We start from the raw sequence: 15,039 nt of genomic DNA, 5'->3' as shown, positions 1-15,039 counted from the left end.
CGCGCCAAGTTGCCATGTCGACATACGAGCGGGTGGTGAACTTGGCACTCCATCCTCACGGGACGCAGTAGATTCGATCTTGGCAATCACGGCGGGGGAACAGTGCAGGACCGAGAGGGCGAGACGACCGAGGGGGGCTTAAGTGCCATGAGCCAGGACTCCGCTGCCGTACCAGATGCCGCACGCAAGCTCGCCGCCCGACGACGCCGCGAAATAGTCGCGGTGCTCCTCTTCAGTGGCGGCCCGATTTTCGAGAGCTCCATTCCGCTCTCGGTCTTCGGCATCGACCGCCAGGACGCGGGTGTTCCGCGGTACCGACTACTTGTGTGCGCGGGCGAAGACGCGCCTTTGCGCACCACCGGGGGGCTCGAACTTTCGGCCCCCTACGGGCTGGAGGCGATCGCCCGCGCGGGCACGGTCGTCGTACCGGCCTGGCGGTCCATCACACAGGCACCACCACCGGCCGCGCTGGACGCGCTGCGCCGGGCGCACGAAGAAGGGGCCCGCATCGTCGGGCTCTGCACGGGGGCCTTCGTGCTCGCCGCCGCAGGGCTCCTCGACGGCAGGCCCGCGACCACCCACTGGATGTACGCGCCGACGCTCGCCAAGCGTTATCCGTCCGTCCATGTCGATCCCCGCGAGCTCTTCGTCGACGACGGCGACGTGCTGACCTCCGCGGGGACCGCCGCCGGCATCGACCTGTGCCTGCACATCGTCCGTACCGACCACGGGGCGGACGCGGCCAACGCGCTCGCCCGGCGGCTGGTGGTCCCGCCCCGGCGCACCGCGTCGGACCTGGGGCACCAGAGGTACCTGGACAGGTCATTACCGGAGGAGATCGGCGCGGACCCGCTCGCCGAGGTCGTGGCCTGGGCGCTGGAGCACCTCCACGAGCAGTTCGACGTGGAGACGCTGGCGGCCCGCGCGTACATGAGCCGCCGTACCTTCGACCGCCGGTTCCGGTCCCTGACCGGGAGCGCGCCGCTGCAGTGGCTGATCACCCAGCGCGTCCTGCAGGCGCAGCGGCTGCTGGAGACCTCGGACTACTCCGTGGACGAGGTCGCCGGACGCTGCGGCTTCCGGTCGCCGGTCGCCTTGCGCGGCCACTTCCGGCGGCAGTTGGGCGCCTCGCCCGCGGCCTACCGCGCGGCGTACCGCGCGCGCCGGCCGCAGAACGGGGTGCCCGAGCAGGGCGGCCGGGCGGACCGGCCGGAGCGTGGTGAGCGCCCGGGTGCCGGTGCGGACCGGTTCGCCGCCGCGGCGGTGGGCCACCTGCAAGGGGGGCACGGCCAGCTGCACCACAGCCAGGCGTCGCACGCGCAAGGGGGGCTCGGTCCCGGCGGTCATACGCAGGGCCACCCCCAGGGCGGGCACGGTCCGGGCGGTCACCCGCAAGGCGGTCACACGCCGGGCGGGCACGGCGGCCAGGGCGGGCTCGGCGGTCAGGGCGGGCTCGGCGGTCAGGGCGGGCACGGGCCGGGCGGCCAGCCGGGGCACAGTACGGCGGGCCACACCCAGCCGGTGCACAGCCAGGCGACGGCGCTCGCGCCGACTGAGCAGGGCAAACCGGAATCCGACGCTTACTCGCCGCGGGTTCCGGAACAGTCCGCCGGACGGCCCGGCGGCCGCCCGGTGCTGCCCAGCCAGCGGGAGCGCCCCGTAGGGTGAGACGTATGAACGATCGCATGGTGTGGATCGACTGCGAGATGACCGGGCTCTCGCTGGCGAACGACGCGCTCATCGAGGTGGCCGCCCTGGTCACCGACTCGGAGCTGAATGTCCTGGGCGACGGGGTGGACATCGTGATCCGCCCCCCGGCCGAGGCCCTGACCACCATGCCCGAGGTCGTGCGCCAGATGCACACCTCCTCCGGGCTGCTGGCCGAGCTGGACAGCGGCACCACCCTGGAGGACGCACAGGAACAGGTGCTCCAGTACATCAAGCAGCACGTACCGGAACCCGGCCGGGCACCGCTGTGCGGCAACTCCGTCGGCACCGACCGGGGCTTCCTGCTCCGCGACATGCCGGAGCTGGAGAGCCACCTGCACTACCGGATCGTGGATGTGTCGTCCGTGAAGGAGCTGGCCCGGCGCTGGTATCCGAGGGCGTACTTCAACAGTCCGGAGAAGAACGGGAACCACCGGGCGCTGGCGGACATCCGTGAATCCATCGCGGAACTCCGCTACTACCGGGAGGCGGTCTTCGTGCCGCAGCCCGGCCCGGACTCGGAGACCGCGAAGGAGATCGCGGCGCGGCACGTGCTGCCCGCGGACCAGGAGTGACGCAGCTCGCTCCCGGCTGAGCCGAAGCCGGGAGCGAGCACCCCTGAAGACCCTGTACACTTTTTCTCAGCCGGTGGGGAACAAGACACCACACAGCACCGGTCATGGTGGGTATAGCTCAGCTGGTAGAGCACCTGGTTGTGGTCCAGGATGTCGCGGGTTCAAGTCCCGTTACTCACCCCAACGAGTAGGGCCCCCGGACGTGAAAGCGTCCGGGGGCCCTAGTCGTTGGAGCGGCGGTGTTGGAGCGGCAGCTTCGGGGCAGTGGCTTCGGGGCGGCGGCTTCGGCCGCCGGGGTGCGGGCCGGCGCCACCGCGCGGCCCGCGCGCCCCGCGGGCTCAGTAGCCGACCGTGAAGCGCTCTCCGACGTGCTGCGGCTTCTCGGCCTCGTCCAGGAGGGCGACGGCGTAGTCCTCGGCGGAGATCCGGCTGGTGCCGTCCGCGTCGGCGACCAGGTCGTCCAGGGCGGTGCGGTAGGTGCCCGTACGCTCGCCGGGCTCGATCAGGGCGGCCGGGCTCAGGTTGGTCCAGCGCACGTCCGTGACGGTGCGGTAGAAGTCCAGCGCGTCGCCGTGCGCGTGCATGATCTGGAGCAGGAACTCCGGCAGGCCCGGCGCGTCCCAGACCTGCTTGCCGTCGGGCGTACGGAGCGAGCCGGCGCCGCCGACGGTGATCAGCCGGGGCGCGGCCTCGCCGAGGGTGCGCAGGCCTGCGACCAGGGACTCGGCGGCGGGCTTGATCGTCGCGATGTGCCCCGGGCCGTCGCCCCCGCCCACCGCGCTGACCAGCACGTCCTGGCCCTGGGCCACGGACGCGACGGAGGCGGGGTCGAGGATGTCGCCGGTGACCACGGTCAGCTTCGGGTCGGTCTCGGTGACCTTCGCGGGGTCGCGGACGACGGCGGTGACCTGGTGGCCGCGGCGCAGCGCCTCGCCGAGGACGCGGCTGCCGATGGTGCCGTTGGCTCCGAAAATGGCGATCTTGGACATGTCGGTACTCCCTGTGCCCCTGCCGGGGCCTGCTGTGGCTTTTCTTTTTCGGTCATCAGCCGCGCTGACGTCTTCTACGCTAGAGGTGCTAGTAGGACATACCGGGGTAGGCACGGGACCATCGATGGTGAAAAAACGACACGCTGCCCAGGAGGCCGGGGAGAGCATCCCGGCGGTCGCGTTCACGGCGCCGGCCGGGCGGCCCGCCGGGGTGGAGGTGCTGACGCTCGCCGAGCTGCGCGGGCGCGCCGACGCCTGCGCCCTCGCCGTACCGCACCGCCCGGACTTCCACCATCTTCTCGTGGTGGACGAGGGGCGGCTCCGGCACACGGTGGACTTCCGAAAGTATGAGCTGTCCGTGAATGACTGGATGTGGGTGCGTCCCGGGCAGGTGCACCACTTCGGTGACCTGTCCGGGGTAGAGGGCCGGCTGGTGCTGTTCGAATCCGGCTTCCTCGATCCGGCGACGGCGGCCGCGGCCCGTCTGGAGGACTGGTTCGGCCCGGCGGTCCACCACCCGGAGGGCGAGCAGGCGCGGGCGGTGGACTGTGCGCTGCGTCACCTCCACCAGGAATTCGGGGCGCTGCGCGGGCTGCCTCTGGAGGTGCACATCGAGGTGCTGCGGCACCTGCTGGCCGTACTGGTGCTGCGGGCCGCCCGGCTGTCCGCGCCTGCCGGGGGCGGGGAGGCGTGGGGCGGGGCCGGGCGCGGCGCGGCCGTACGGGACGGAGGCGCGGGCCGGGCGCCGGACGGGGGCGGCGTCTGCGAGGCGGGCGAGACGTTCCTGCGCTTCCGCGACGCGGTGGAGCGCGGCTTCACCCGCAGCCGCCGCGTCGAGGACTACGCGCGGCAGCTCGGCTACTCGCCCCGCACCCTCTCGCGCGCGACGGCCGCCGCCACCGGCGTGGGCGCCAAGGAGTTCATCGACCGCCGCGTGGTGCTGGAGGCCAAGCGGCTGCTGGCGCACGGCGACCAGACCGCCGCCCGCATCGCCGTCCGCCTCGGCTTCGCCGACGCCGCGAACTTCGCCAAGTTCTTCCAGCACCGTACGGGCAGTACGCCGATCTCCTTCCGTACGGAGGTACGCGGCCCGGCGTGACCGCGCATCCGGAGGGGGGCCGGATGCGCGGGCCGGGGTGCGGAGGCGTTTCAGGGGGACCAGTGGGAGCGCTCCCAAGGATTGGGGCGGACGGGCACGCCGTCAAGAGGGGGCGGGGCGACGCGTCCGACGTCGCAGTTGAGAGCGGAGATTCCGCAACTGCGTTGTAAACCATGCCGAGTTGACACTAGCCTCCGACGAACCAGTGGGAGCGATTCCATTCGTCGCGGGCCGCTTGAGCGGTCTCCGCGTACGCATCCGAGGAGTCGCTCATGCGCAGACCGTACGAGCCGGGCTTCGCACGCCGGCGCTTACGCCTTCACGCCCTGGCGGTGGCCGCGCTGCTCGCTCTGCCGGGCGCGTCACCGCCTGCTCCCGCACCGGCCGCCGCCTCCGTGGCGGCGGCGCCGCAGCTGCACGTCGCGGGCAACCGCCTCGTCGGCCGCGACGGCGCGCCGCACCGCCTGCTCGGGGTGAACCGTTCCGGCGCCGAGTTCGCGTGCGTACAGGGCCGGGGCGTCTTCGACGGCCCGGCGGACGACGCGTCCGTCACAGCCATCGCGGGCTGGCGGGCCAACGCCGTCCGCGTCCCGCTCAACGAGGAGTGCTGGCTGGGCACGCCCAACATCGACCCCCGGTACGGAGGCACCGCCTACACCTCGGCGATCCGCGACTACGTCCGGCGGCTGACCGCCCACGGCCTGACGCCGGTCCTCGAACTGCACTGGAGCCATGGCCGCTACACCGGCCCCTCGGCCGGCTGCGCCGACGAGCACGCGAGCTGCCAGAAACCCATGCCGGACCGGCGCTACTCCCCCGCCTTCTGGTCCTCGGTCGCCGCCACCTTCAAGAACACGCCCGAGGTGGTCTTCGACCTGTTCAACGAGCCGTACCCGGACCGGGCGACGCCGGACGCCGAGCGGGCGTGGGCCTGCTGGCGGGACGGCGGGACCTGCCCCGGCATCGGCTACGAGGTCGCCGGGATGCAGACGCTGGTGGACGCCGTACGGGCCGCCGGCGCCCGCAATCCCGTCCTGGTGGGCGGCCTGGCGTACGCCAACGACCTCGGCCGGTGGACCGCGTACGCGCCGAAGGACCCGGCGGGCAACCTGGCCGCCGCCTGGCACGCGTACAACTTCAACGCCTGCGCCGACGAGGGCTGCTGGTCCCGCACGCTGGGGCCGGTCGCCGACCGCGTGCCCCTGGTCGCGGGCGAGATCGGCGAGAACACCTGCGCCCACGCCTTCACCGACCGCGTCATGCGGTGGCTGGACGGCCGCGGGGCGTCGTACCTGGGCTGGACCTGGAACACCTGGGACTGCTCCGCGGGGCCCGCGCTGATCCGGGACTACGGGGGGACGCCGACGGCGTACGGGGTCGGTCTGCGGGACCGCCTGCGGGCGCTGAACCCGCGTGCGTGAGCCGGAGTGTACCCAGTACACACCGAGAGATTTCCGTACCGAGAGAGGAGAACCGCTCATGAGACGCATCACTGAGCCGATTCCGGCAGGCCGACGGGGCCGGCCCGCATCCGAACGCTTAGGTGCCGCGCGGCGCCGCCGCGCCCGCGCCGCCGCCCTCGCCGCCTGCGCGGTGCTGGTCGCCGCCGGAGCCACCGGTGCCGTATACGGCACCGCCCACGCGGTGTCGGCTGCGCGCGTCGACAACCCGTACGCGGGCGCCGGGGTCTACGTGAACCCGGAGTGGTCGGCGAAGGCGGCGGCCGAGCCGGGCGGCGGCAAGGTCGCCGGGCAGCCGACCGGCGTCTGGCTCGACCGGATCGCGGCGATCAACGGGACCGGCGGCACGATGGGGCTGCGCGGCCACCTGGACACCGCCCTGCGCCAGGCGGCGGGCAGGCCGTTCGTCGTCCAGCTGGTGATCTACAACCTGCCCGGCCGGGACTGCGCGGCGCTCGCCTCCAACGGCGAGCTGGGCCCGACGGAGATCGACGCGTACAAGAGCCGCTACATCGACCCGATCGCGGCCGTCCTCGCCGACCCGAAGTACGCGTCGCTGCGGATCGTGACGACCATCGAGATCGACTCGCTGCCCAACCTCGTCACCAACACCGGCGGGCGCCCCACCGCCACCCCGCAGTGCGACGCCATGCTCGCCAACGGCAACTACGTCAGGGGCGTCGGGTACGCGCTCAACAAGCTCGGCGCGGTCCCCAACGTCTACAACTACGTGGACGCCGGGCACCACGGCTGGATCGGCTGGGACGACAACTTCGGCGCCTCCGCCCGGCTGCTGCACCAGGCGGCCACGGCCGAGGGCAGCACGGTCGACAAGGTGCACGGGTTCATCACCAACACCGCCAACTACAGCGCGCTCAAGGAGGAGAACTTCGCGATCGCGGACACCGTGGCGGGCCGGTCGGTGCGGGAGTCGAAGTGGGTGGACTGGAACCGCTACACCGACGAGCTGTCGTTCGCCCAGGCGTTCCGGCAGGAGGCGGTGCGGGCCGGGTTCCGCCCGGACGTGGGCATGCTGATCGACACCTCACGCAACGGCTGGGGCGGCAGCGCGCGGCCCGCCGGCGCCGGGCCGCGCACGAGCGTGGACGCGTACGTGGACGGCGGCCGGTACGACCGCCGTCTTCACGTCGGCAACTGGTGCAACCAGGCCGGTGCCGGGCTGGGCGAGCGTCCGAAGGCGGCGCCGGCGGCGGGGATCGACGCGTACGTGTGGATGAAGCCGCCGGGCGAGTCGGACGGGTCGAGTACGGCGGTCCCGAACGACGAGGGCAAGGGCTTCGACCGGATGTGCGATCCGACCTATGAGGGCAATCCGCGCAACAACTACCACCGCTCGGGGGCGCTGCCCGGGGCGCCGCTGTCCGGGCGCTGGTTCCCGGCCCAGTTCCGTGAGCTGCTGAAGAACGCGCATCCGGCGCTGTAGGAAGTCTCGTCCGGCGGCGTGGGGCGGGGCGGGGACGTACGCATTGGGGTGCGCGGGTGCGCGGGTGCGCGGGTGCGCAGGTGCGTACAGGTGCGTACGGAGATGTACGTATCCCCGTCCCCCCGCCCCTCCCCGCGTCGCTGTCACGATGACGCCCGGCGCACCAGTTCCGTCGGGAGTACGAGGCGGGCGGCGGCGGACGGGGGCGCCGGGGCGCGTGGGCCCGGTACGCCGCTGCCCGCGCCCCCGGTGATCTGCTCCATCAGCAGGCGCGCCATCGCCCGCCCCATCTCCTCGATCGGCTGGCGCACGCTGGTCAGCGCGGGGTCCATGTGGCGGGCGATGGCGGAGTCGTCGAAGCCGACCAGGGCCACGTCGTCCGGGATACGGCGGCCCGCCGCGCGCAGTTCCTGCCGGGCGCCCGCGGCCATCACGTCCGAGGCGCAGAAGACGGCGTCCAGCTCTGGGCGTCGGGCGAGGAGTTCGCGCATGGCGCGCCGGCCGCCCTCCTCGGTGAAGTCGCCTTGCGCGACGAGTGCGGCGTCCTCGGGGTGGCCCGCGGCGCGTACGGCCCGGCGGTAGCCGTCGAGGCGGCAGTGGGCCACGTACATGTCGGGCGGCCCAGTGATGGTGGCGACCTGGCGCCGGCCGCGGCCGATGAGGTGTTCCAGCGCGCTCTGGGCGCCGCCGGTGTTGTCGGAGTCCACGAACGGGACCGTTTCCCCGGCCGAGCGACGGCCGTTGAGGACGGTCGGGATCGCCATCCGTTCCAGCAGGTCGGGCAGCGGGTCGTCGCCGTGCACCGAGACCAGGAGCACACCGTCCACGCGGTGTGCCGCGAGGTAGTCGGCGAAGCGGCGCCGCTCCTTGGACGTGCGGATGAGGGTCAGCAGCAACTGCATGTCGTGGTCGGCTAGTCCGGCGCTGACGCCGCGGATGATGCCGGAGAAGTACGGTTCGGCGAAGAGCCGGGTCTCGGCCTCCGGGACGACCAGGGCGACCGTGTCGGCGCGGTGGCCCGCCAGGGCGCGGGCGGCGCGGTCGGGCACGTAGCCGAGGTCGGCGACGGCCTGCTGCACCAGGGTGCGGGTGCGTTCGCTGACCCGGGGCGAGCCGTTGATCACCCGGGAGACCGTGCCGCGGCCGACGCCCGCACGCGCGGCGACCTCTTCGAGCGTGGGCCGTCCGCCCCCGCGCCGTCCGCCTGGTGCCATGACCGCCTCCCGCCGCCGCCCTGACCGTACATTCAACAACGAGGCGTGCCACCGGTGTTGGAGCGCTATGCCTTGACACGCCCGCCGTGGAACGGCGACCCTTCACCTCATCACGTCTGGGAGCGCTCCCACAGTACTGGACACGCCACATCCCGCACGCACGGTCGGCAGGGCACCAGGAGGAGACGCCATGCGCACGACGATTCGCGGAAGCCGGCACCGAGCGGTGGCCCTGCTGGCCGCCGCCGTACTCGGGGCCGGGCTGCTCGGCGGCTGCGCCGAGGACAGCGACCGGCCCGGCGCGGCCGGGTCGCCGGGCGCGGACGCCGGGAAGACCACCCTGACGGTCGGTGTCTTCGGCGTCTTCGGATACAAGCAGGCCGGGCTGTACGACGCGTACATGAAGCTGCACCCGGACATCCGGATCAAAGAGACCTCGATCGAACGGAACGAGAACTACTATCCGCAGCTGCTCACCCACCTGAGCACGGGCAGCGGGCTGGCCGACATCCAGGCGGTCGAGGTCAACAACATCGCCGAGGTCACCGCGACGCAGGCGGGCAAGCTCGTCGACCTCTCGAAGGCGCCGGGTGTGCGAAGGGCCGACTTCATCCCTTGGAAGTGGGCGCAGGCGACGGACAAGAGCGGCAAGACCGTGGGCCTGGGAACGGACATCGGGCCGATGGCGGTCTGCTACCGCAAGGACCTCTTCGCCAAGGCCGGGCTCCCCACCGACCGCAACGCGGTGGCCGCGCTCTGGGCGGGCGACTGGGGGAAGTACCTCGACGCGGGCGAGCGCTACCAGGCCAAAGCCCCGGCGGGCACGGCTTTCGTGGACTCCGCCTCCGGCGTCTACAACGCGGTGATCTCCAGCAGCGCCGAGCGTTACTACGACCGCGACGGCAAGCTGGTCTACAAGGACAGCCCGTCGGTACGGCAGGCCTGGGACGCGGCGATGCGGGCGGCGACGGGCAAACTGACCGCCCGGCTCCAGCAGTTCCAGAAGTCCTGGGATCAGGCGTTCGCCAACGGCCGCTTCGCGACCGTCTCCTGCCCGCCGTGGATGCTCGGCTACATCAAGGAGAAGTCCGGGGACCAGGGCCGCGACGTCTGGGACGTGGCCGCCGCGCCGAAGCCGGGGAACTGGGGCGGATCCTTCCTGGCCGTACCGGAAGCGGGGCGGCACAAGAGCGAGGCGGTCAAGCTGGCGGCCTGGCTGACCGCGCCCGAACAGCAGGCGAAGCTCTTCACGAAGCAGGCCAGCTTCCCGAGCGCGCGGGCGGCGTACGGGCTGCCCGCGGTGGCGGGCGCCAAGCACCCGTACTTCGGTGACGCGCCGATCGGGAAGATCTTCGCCGCGGCGGCCGAAGGCATCCCGAACCAGGTGCTCGGCCCGAAGGACCTCACCGTCAACCAGAACATCATCGATGTCGGGGTGCTCCAGGTCGACCAGCAGGGCAAGACGCCGGAGCAGGGCTGGCGGGCCGCGGTCGAGTCGATCGACAACGCGCTGGACCAGTGAGCCGTGGCCGGCCGAACCCCTCGCTCCGCGCCCTCCGACGCGGCACCGGCTCCGGCGTCCCCCCGCGCTTCCGGGCGGACCGGTACCGTCCCCGGTCCCGGGCGTGCAGGCGGCTCCGGCAGTCTCGCCGCCGACCGCGCCCGGGAGCGGCGCAGCCGCCGCTACCGCCGGGACCTGCGCTGGAGCCCGTACGCCTTCATCGCCCCCTTCTTCCTCTTCTTCGCCGCCTTCGGGCTCTTCCCCCTGCTCTACACGGGGTGGGCCGCGCTGCACCGGGTGGAGCTGACCGCGCCCACCGACATGGAGTGGGCCGGGCTGCGCAACTTCACCCGGCTGTTCGGCGACGACTTCTTTTGGAACGCGCTGGGCAACACCTTCGTCATCGGGGTGCTCTCCACCGTTCCGCAGCTGCTGATGGCGCTGGGCATCGCGCATCTGCTCAACTACCGGCTGCGCGGCTCCACGTTCTTCCGGGTCGCGCTGCTGACGCCCTACGCCACCTCGGTGGCCGCCGCGACGCTCGTGTTCGTGCTGCTCTTCGGGCGGGACTACGGACTGGTCAACTGGCTGCTGAGCACGGTCGGCATCGACGGCCTCGACTGGGAGAACGGCTCCTGGAGCGCCAAGCTGGCGGTCTCCACGATCGTCATCTGGCGGTGGACGGGCTACAACGCGCTGATCTACCTCGCCGCCATGCAGGCCATTCCGCACGATCTGTACGAGTCCGCGGCGCTCGACGGAGCCTCGCGGTGGCAGCAGTTCCGGTATGTGACCGTGCCGTCGCTGCGGCCGACGATCCTGTTCACCTGCGTCGTCTCGACGATCGGGGCCATGCAGCTGTTCGGCGAGCCGTTGCTGTTCAGCGGCAGCGCCGGGGCCACGGGCGGCGCGGATCACCAGTACCAGACGCTGGGGCTGTATCTGTACGAGCAGGGGTGGGTGAACCTCCATCTCGGCCGGGCCTCGGCCATCGCCTGGACGATGTTCCTGATCCTGCTGGTCGTCGCCGCGGTCAACGCGCTGATCGCCCGCCGGCTGCGGTCGGACGACTGAGGAGGAGCCATGACAGCCCGACGCGCCGGCCGGCAGCTGCACGGCGGCAAGGTGACCTACGCGGTGCTCATCCTTTTCACCGCGGGCTCGCTCTTCCCGCTGCTGTGGACCGCCGTCGCCGCCTCCCGCAACAACACCCGGCTCGCCCAGACGCCGCCGCCGTTCTGGTTCGGCGGGAACCTGCTGAAGAACCTGGGCACGGCGTGGACCGACGCCAACATGGGCACCGCGCTGCTGAACACCACGGTGGTCGCCACGACGGTCGCGGCGGGCACGGTCCTCTTCTCGACCGTGGCCGGGTTCGCGTTCGCCAAGCTGCGCTTCCGGGCGAAGCGGCTGCTGCTGTTGCTCGTGATCGGCACGATGATGGTGCCGCCGCAGCTCGGGGTCGTACCGCTGTTCATGACCATCGCGGAGCTGGAGTGGACCGACCACCTCCAGGCCGTCATCCTGCCCACGCTGGTCAGCGCCTTCGGCGTCTTCTTCATGCGGCAGTACCTGCTCCAGGCGCTGCCCACCGAGCTGGTCGAGGCGGCGCGCACGGACGGCGCGAACAGCTGGCGCGTCGTGTGGCACGTCGTCTTCCCGGCCGCCCGTCCGGCGATGGCCGTCCTGGGCCTGCTCACCTTCGTCCAGGCGTGGAACGACTTCTTCTGGCCGATCATCGCGCTCACCCAGAACGGCAGCCCGACCGTGCAGGTCGCGCTCACCGGCCTGGGCCGCGGCTTCATCCCCGACCAGTCCGTGATCATGGCGGGCGCGCTGCTCGGCACGCTGCCGCTGCTCGTCGCGTTCGTCCTGTTCGGCAAGCAGATCGTCGGGGGGATCATGCAGGGCGCGGTCAAGGGCTGACCGGTGATCCGCCCCCGCCCCGTGCCCTACGGCCCGTGCGAGACGCCGTACGGATCTCCGCACACAGCGGCGTACGTATCGGCGTACATATCGCCGTACGGTCCGGGCCGCCCCCGCAAACCGCTTGCACCACCCGCACCGCACGCACCACTCGCGCCACGCGCTCCGCACGGCCCGTGCCATGCGCCGCGCCTTCGTGAACGGGAGTACCGCCATGTCCTGCCCCCTTCGTTTTCCGCCCGGTTTCCTCTGGGGTTCGGCCACCGCCGCCTACCAGGTCGAGGGCGCCGCCCGGGAGGGCGGCCGCACCCCGTCGATCTGGGACACCTTCAGCCACACGCCCGGCAAGGTCGCCGGCGGCGACACCGGTGACGTCGCCGTCGACCACTTCCACCGCCGCCACGAGGACGTGGAGCTGATGGCAGCCCTCGGGCTCGGTGCCTACCGCTTCTCCGTCTCCTGGTCGCGGGTACAGCCGACCGGCCGCGGGCCCGCCGTTCAGCGCGGGCTCGACTTCTACCGCCGGCTCGTCGACGACCTGCTCGCCCACGGCATCCGGCCGGTGCTCACGCTCTACCACTGGGATCTGCCGCAGGAGCTGGAGGCCGACATCCACGGCGGCTCCGCCTCCGGGGGCGGCTGGCCGCACCGGGACACCGCACAGCGCTTCGCCGACTACGCGGCGATCGTGGCGGAGGCGCTCGGCGACCGCGTCGAGTGGTGGACCACCCTCAACGAACCGTGGTGCAGCGCGTTCCTCGGATACGGATCAGGGGTGCACGCGCCCGGCCGCAGCGACCCGGTGGCCGCGCTGCGCGCCGCGCACCACCTCAACCTCGGGCACGGGCTCGCCGCCCAGGCGCTGCGCGCCGCGCTGCCCGCCCGTGGCCAGGTCATGGTCAGCCTCAACCCGGCGGCCGTGCGCGCCCGTTCCCGTACCCCCGAGGACCTGGACGCTCAGCGGCGGATCGACGCGCTGGCGACGCGTATCTTCACCGGGCCCCTGCTGCGCGGCGCGTACCCCGCCGATCTCCTCGCGGACACCGCGCACCTCACCGACTGGAGCTTCGTCCGCGATGGTGACCTCACCGTCATCAAGCACCCCCTCGACGCGCTGGGCATCAACTACTACACACCCACAGTGGTATCAGCCGGCACTGACAACGCCCCGCCGCCGCGGCACGACGGCCACGGCGCGGGCGCCCGCCCGCCCTGGCCGGGCGCCGAGCGGGTGGCCTTCCACCAGCCGCCGGGCGACCGGACGGCGATGGGCTGGTCCGTCGATCCGACCGGGCTGTACGACCTGCTCATGCGGATGCACCGGGAGGCTCCCGGCCTGCCCCTGTTCATCACGGAGAACGGAGCGGCGTACGAGGACCGGCCGGACGCCGAGGGCGCGGTGCACGACCCGGAGCGCATCGCCTACCTGCACGGCCATCTCGCCGCCGCGCACCGCGCCCTGGCCGACGGCGCCGATCTGCGCGGCTACTTCCTGTGGTCGCTGATGGACAACTTCGAGTGGGCCTACGGCTACAGCAAGCGTTTCGGGGCGGTGTACGTGGACTTCACGACCCAGGCCCGTACGCCCAAGGCGAGCGGCCACTGGTACGCGAACGTGGCGCGCACCAACGAACTGCCCGCTCTGAGTACCGGAGTGGCCGCTCCATAAGCGCGGCGAGGCCGGCCGGGCCATGAGGGTGGCGGGACACAGCGGTGGGGGGTGGCCGCTGTGTCCCGCCCGGGGGGTGGCTCGGTGGTGCCCGTCAGCCCTGGTACGTGCCCGTCAGCCCCGGTAGGCGCCGAACGCCTTGGTGAAGTCGAGCGGGCCCTGGTCGATCGAACTGCACGTCGGCTGCGCGGAGTTCTGCGGGCCGCCCGGGCACGCCTTGTCCCGCGTCGAGGACCACATCGACAGCCAGGCGAGGTGCTTGGACTGAGCGAACGTGACCAGTTCCTTGGCGTCCTCGACCTTGAAAATCTCCTTCTGCACGTCGTTGACGCCGATCATCGGGGTCACGGCGACGGCCTTCCAGGCGGCCGCGTCACCGAGGCCGAGCGTCTTCTTGAGCTGGCCCTGGGTGGCGGTGGCGGCCTGGATGGCGTACTTGCCCATGTCGCCGTCATAGGAGGCGCCGTAGTCCATCGCCATGATGTTGACGGCGGAGATCTTCACGCCGTTCTTCTTGGCGTCGGCGACCAGGTTCACGCCGTCCTGCGTCAGGCCCTCGGGCATGACCGGCAGCGTGAAGGAGACGTCCAGGCCCGGGTGCTTCTTCTGGAGCTGCGCGATGGCCTGCGCCCGGCGGGTGTTGGCGGCGGCGTCCGGCAGGGCGCCGCCTTCGATGTCGAAGTCGACCTTCTTGAGCGCGAACCGGTCGACGACCTGGCCGTACGCGGCGGTCAGCTCGTTCACGGACTTGCAGGCCAGGCCCAGCTCGGAGCCGTTGGCGCCGCCGAAGGAGACCCGTACGTCGCCGCCGGCCTTGCGCAGTGCGGGGATCTGCTTGGCCACCGCGTCGTCGCCGAGCGCGCCGGAACCGCCCCACTTCGGGGTGCAGCCGCCGCCGGACGTGACGAAGGCCAGGTTGAAGGTCTTCACACCGGTCTTCTTCACGGTGTCGGCCATGTCGTACGGGGGGTACAGGGACGTGTCGACGTACGGCGAGAAGGCGACGGCCGCCTTGGCCGCGACGCCGGCCTCCGGGGCCTTGGTGGCCAGCGCCGAACCGGCGACCGCGAAGCCGCCGCCCGCCGCCAGCGCGGCCGCCGCGACCGTACCGATCAGCTTGGCCTTGCGGCTCTTACGACGGCGGTGTGCCGAGGAACTCATGTCGTGCCTGCCTGTTCGTCATGGGGGGGGACGGAGGTGCGGTGGTGCTGTGGTGCGTCCCGCACGCTAGCGATCAGGAAACGGACAAATGCCGGTTAGGGCGCGGCAGATGGAAGCCTTATGGCGCTCTTAAGGGACCGAAAGGGAGCGGTTAAGCGCGGAAGCTGATCAGGTGCCGAACAGTCCGGGCTCCGGTCCGGTCCGGGCGTGCGACCGCCGCGCCCCGGCCCCTCACTCCCCGCCGTGGCCGCCCGGACGCCCCGCCGCCCGGCGCCCCCGCGAGCGGCCCAGGCG

The 15,039-nt window shown here is 72.1% G+C and carries 11 protein-coding genes, 1 tRNA gene and 1 pseudogene; 10 read left to right on the top strand and 3 right to left on the bottom strand.

Going from position 1 to position 15,039, the window contains the following annotated elements; translation table 11 throughout:
* Window positions 1-147: 147 nt before the first annotated feature.
* From IH45_RS0131635 to IH45_RS0131625, 3 genes are all read left to right on the top strand, one after another.
* Complete coding sequence (locus IH45_RS0131635) at window positions 148-1,668, top strand: GlxA family transcriptional regulator (RefSeq protein WP_030676393.1); 1,521 nt, start codon at window positions 148-150, stop codon at window positions 1,666-1,668.
* Between the two features lie 5 nt (window positions 1,669-1,673).
* Window positions 1,674-2,282, top strand: a complete 609-nt coding sequence (orn, locus tag IH45_RS0131630; RefSeq protein ID WP_030676390.1) for an oligoribonuclease — start codon at window positions 1,674-1,676, stop codon at window positions 2,280-2,282.
* A gap of 107 nt (window positions 2,283-2,389) precedes the next feature.
* A tRNA-His gene (locus tag IH45_RS0131625) sits at window positions 2,390-2,465 on the top strand.
* 155 nt (window positions 2,466-2,620) lie between these two features.
* Here IH45_RS0131625 and IH45_RS0131620 read toward each other — a convergent pair.
* Window positions 2,621-3,271 carry an NAD(P)-dependent oxidoreductase gene (locus IH45_RS0131620; protein ID WP_030676387.1) on the bottom strand — a complete coding sequence of 217 codons (651 nt, stop codon included), beginning with the start codon at window positions 3,269-3,271 and terminating at the stop codon, window positions 2,621-2,623.
* A 124-nt stretch (window positions 3,272-3,395) separates the two neighbouring features.
* On the opposite strand from IH45_RS0131620, the gene IH45_RS0131615 reads away from it, so the two are divergent.
* From IH45_RS0131615 to IH45_RS0131605, 3 genes are all read left to right on the top strand, one after another.
* Window positions 3,396-4,370, top strand: coding sequence for an AraC family transcriptional regulator (locus IH45_RS0131615; protein ID WP_030676384.1), 975 nt, complete (start codon window positions 3,396-3,398; stop codon window positions 4,368-4,370).
* 272 nt (window positions 4,371-4,642) lie between these two features.
* Entirely contained in the window at window positions 4,643-5,791 is a 1,149-nt protein-coding gene (locus tag IH45_RS0131610) for a glycoside hydrolase family 5 protein (RefSeq protein ID WP_032918710.1), read from the top strand.
* 58 nt (window positions 5,792-5,849) lie between these two features.
* Entirely contained in the window at window positions 5,850-7,274 is a 1,425-nt protein-coding gene (locus tag IH45_RS0131605; RefSeq protein WP_078897866.1) for a glycoside hydrolase family 6 protein, read from the top strand.
* Window positions 7,275-7,417: 143 nt separating this feature from the next.
* Here the strand turns inward: IH45_RS0131605 and IH45_RS0131600 are convergent, their stop codons facing one another.
* Window positions 7,418-8,488, bottom strand: coding sequence for a LacI family DNA-binding transcriptional regulator (locus IH45_RS0131600; RefSeq protein ID WP_030676376.1), 1,071 nt, complete (start codon window positions 8,486-8,488; stop codon window positions 7,418-7,420).
* A 190-nt stretch (window positions 8,489-8,678) separates the two neighbouring features.
* On the opposite strand from IH45_RS0131600, the gene IH45_RS0131595 reads away from it, so the two are divergent.
* The 4 genes from IH45_RS0131595 (at window position 8,679) to IH45_RS0131580 (ending at window position 13,584) form a co-directional block, all read left to right on the top strand.
* Window positions 8,679-10,010 carry an ABC transporter substrate-binding protein gene (locus tag IH45_RS0131595; protein WP_030676373.1) on the top strand — a complete coding sequence of 444 codons (1,332 nt, stop codon included), beginning with the start codon at window positions 8,679-8,681 and terminating at the stop codon, window positions 10,008-10,010.
* 3 nt (window positions 10,011-10,013) lie between these two features.
* The gene (locus IH45_RS0131590) at window positions 10,014-11,063 is read left to right on the top strand and encodes a carbohydrate ABC transporter permease (protein WP_032918708.1); all 1,050 of its coding nucleotides are present in this window, start codon (window positions 10,014-10,016) and stop codon (window positions 11,061-11,063) included.
* Between the two features lie 9 nt (window positions 11,064-11,072).
* Complete coding sequence (locus tag IH45_RS0131585; RefSeq protein ID WP_030676367.1) at window positions 11,073-11,915, top strand: carbohydrate ABC transporter permease; 843 nt, start codon at window positions 11,073-11,075, stop codon at window positions 11,913-11,915.
* A gap of 214 nt (window positions 11,916-12,129) precedes the next feature.
* Entirely contained in the window at window positions 12,130-13,584 is a 1,455-nt protein-coding gene (locus IH45_RS0131580) for a GH1 family beta-glucosidase (RefSeq protein WP_030676364.1), read from the top strand.
* 114 nt (window positions 13,585-13,698) lie between these two features.
* Here IH45_RS0131580 and IH45_RS0131575 read toward each other — a convergent pair.
* Window positions 13,699-14,586, bottom strand: a pseudogene (locus tag IH45_RS0131575) (chitinase); the annotation flags it as partial.
* Between the last annotated feature and the right edge of the window lie 453 nt (window positions 14,587-15,039).

Origin of the sequence: Streptomyces rimosus subsp. rimosus (assembly GCF_000720725.1) — a bacterium.
Classification (GTDB): Bacteria; Actinomycetota; Actinomycetes; order Streptomycetales; family Streptomycetaceae; genus Streptomyces; species Streptomyces rimosus_A.
Note: the sequence above shows the minus strand (reverse complement) of the source record. Positions and strands in the feature narration are given on the sequence as shown.

Excerpts from the sequence above, each read along its gene's own strand:
- IH45_RS0131635 (WP_030676393.1), top strand. The coding sequence starts at position 148 with ATGAGCCAGGACTCCGCTGCCGTACCAGATGCCGCACGCAAGCTCGCC.
- orn (WP_030676390.1), top strand. The coding sequence starts at position 1,674 with ATGAACGATCGCATGGTGTGGATCGACTGCGAGATGACCGGGCTCTCG.
- IH45_RS0131620 (WP_030676387.1), bottom strand. The coding sequence starts at position 3,271 with ATGTCCAAGATCGCCATTTTCGGAGCCAACGGCACCATCGGCAGCCGC.
- IH45_RS0131615 (WP_030676384.1), top strand. The coding sequence starts at position 3,396 with ATGGTGAAAAAACGACACGCTGCCCAGGAGGCCGGGGAGAGCATCCCG.
- IH45_RS0131610 (WP_032918710.1), top strand. The coding sequence starts at position 4,643 with ATGCGCAGACCGTACGAGCCGGGCTTCGCACGCCGGCGCTTACGCCTT.
- IH45_RS0131605 (WP_078897866.1), top strand. The coding sequence starts at position 5,850 with ATGAGACGCATCACTGAGCCGATTCCGGCAGGCCGACGGGGCCGGCCC.
- IH45_RS0131600 (WP_030676376.1), bottom strand. The coding sequence starts at position 8,488 with ATGGCACCAGGCGGACGGCGCGGGGGCGGACGGCCCACGCTCGAAGAG.
- IH45_RS0131595 (WP_030676373.1), top strand. The coding sequence starts at position 8,679 with ATGCGCACGACGATTCGCGGAAGCCGGCACCGAGCGGTGGCCCTGCTG.
- IH45_RS0131585 (WP_030676367.1), top strand. The coding sequence starts at position 11,073 with ATGACAGCCCGACGCGCCGGCCGGCAGCTGCACGGCGGCAAGGTGACC.
- IH45_RS0131580 (WP_030676364.1), top strand. The coding sequence starts at position 12,130 with ATGTCCTGCCCCCTTCGTTTTCCGCCCGGTTTCCTCTGGGGTTCGGCC.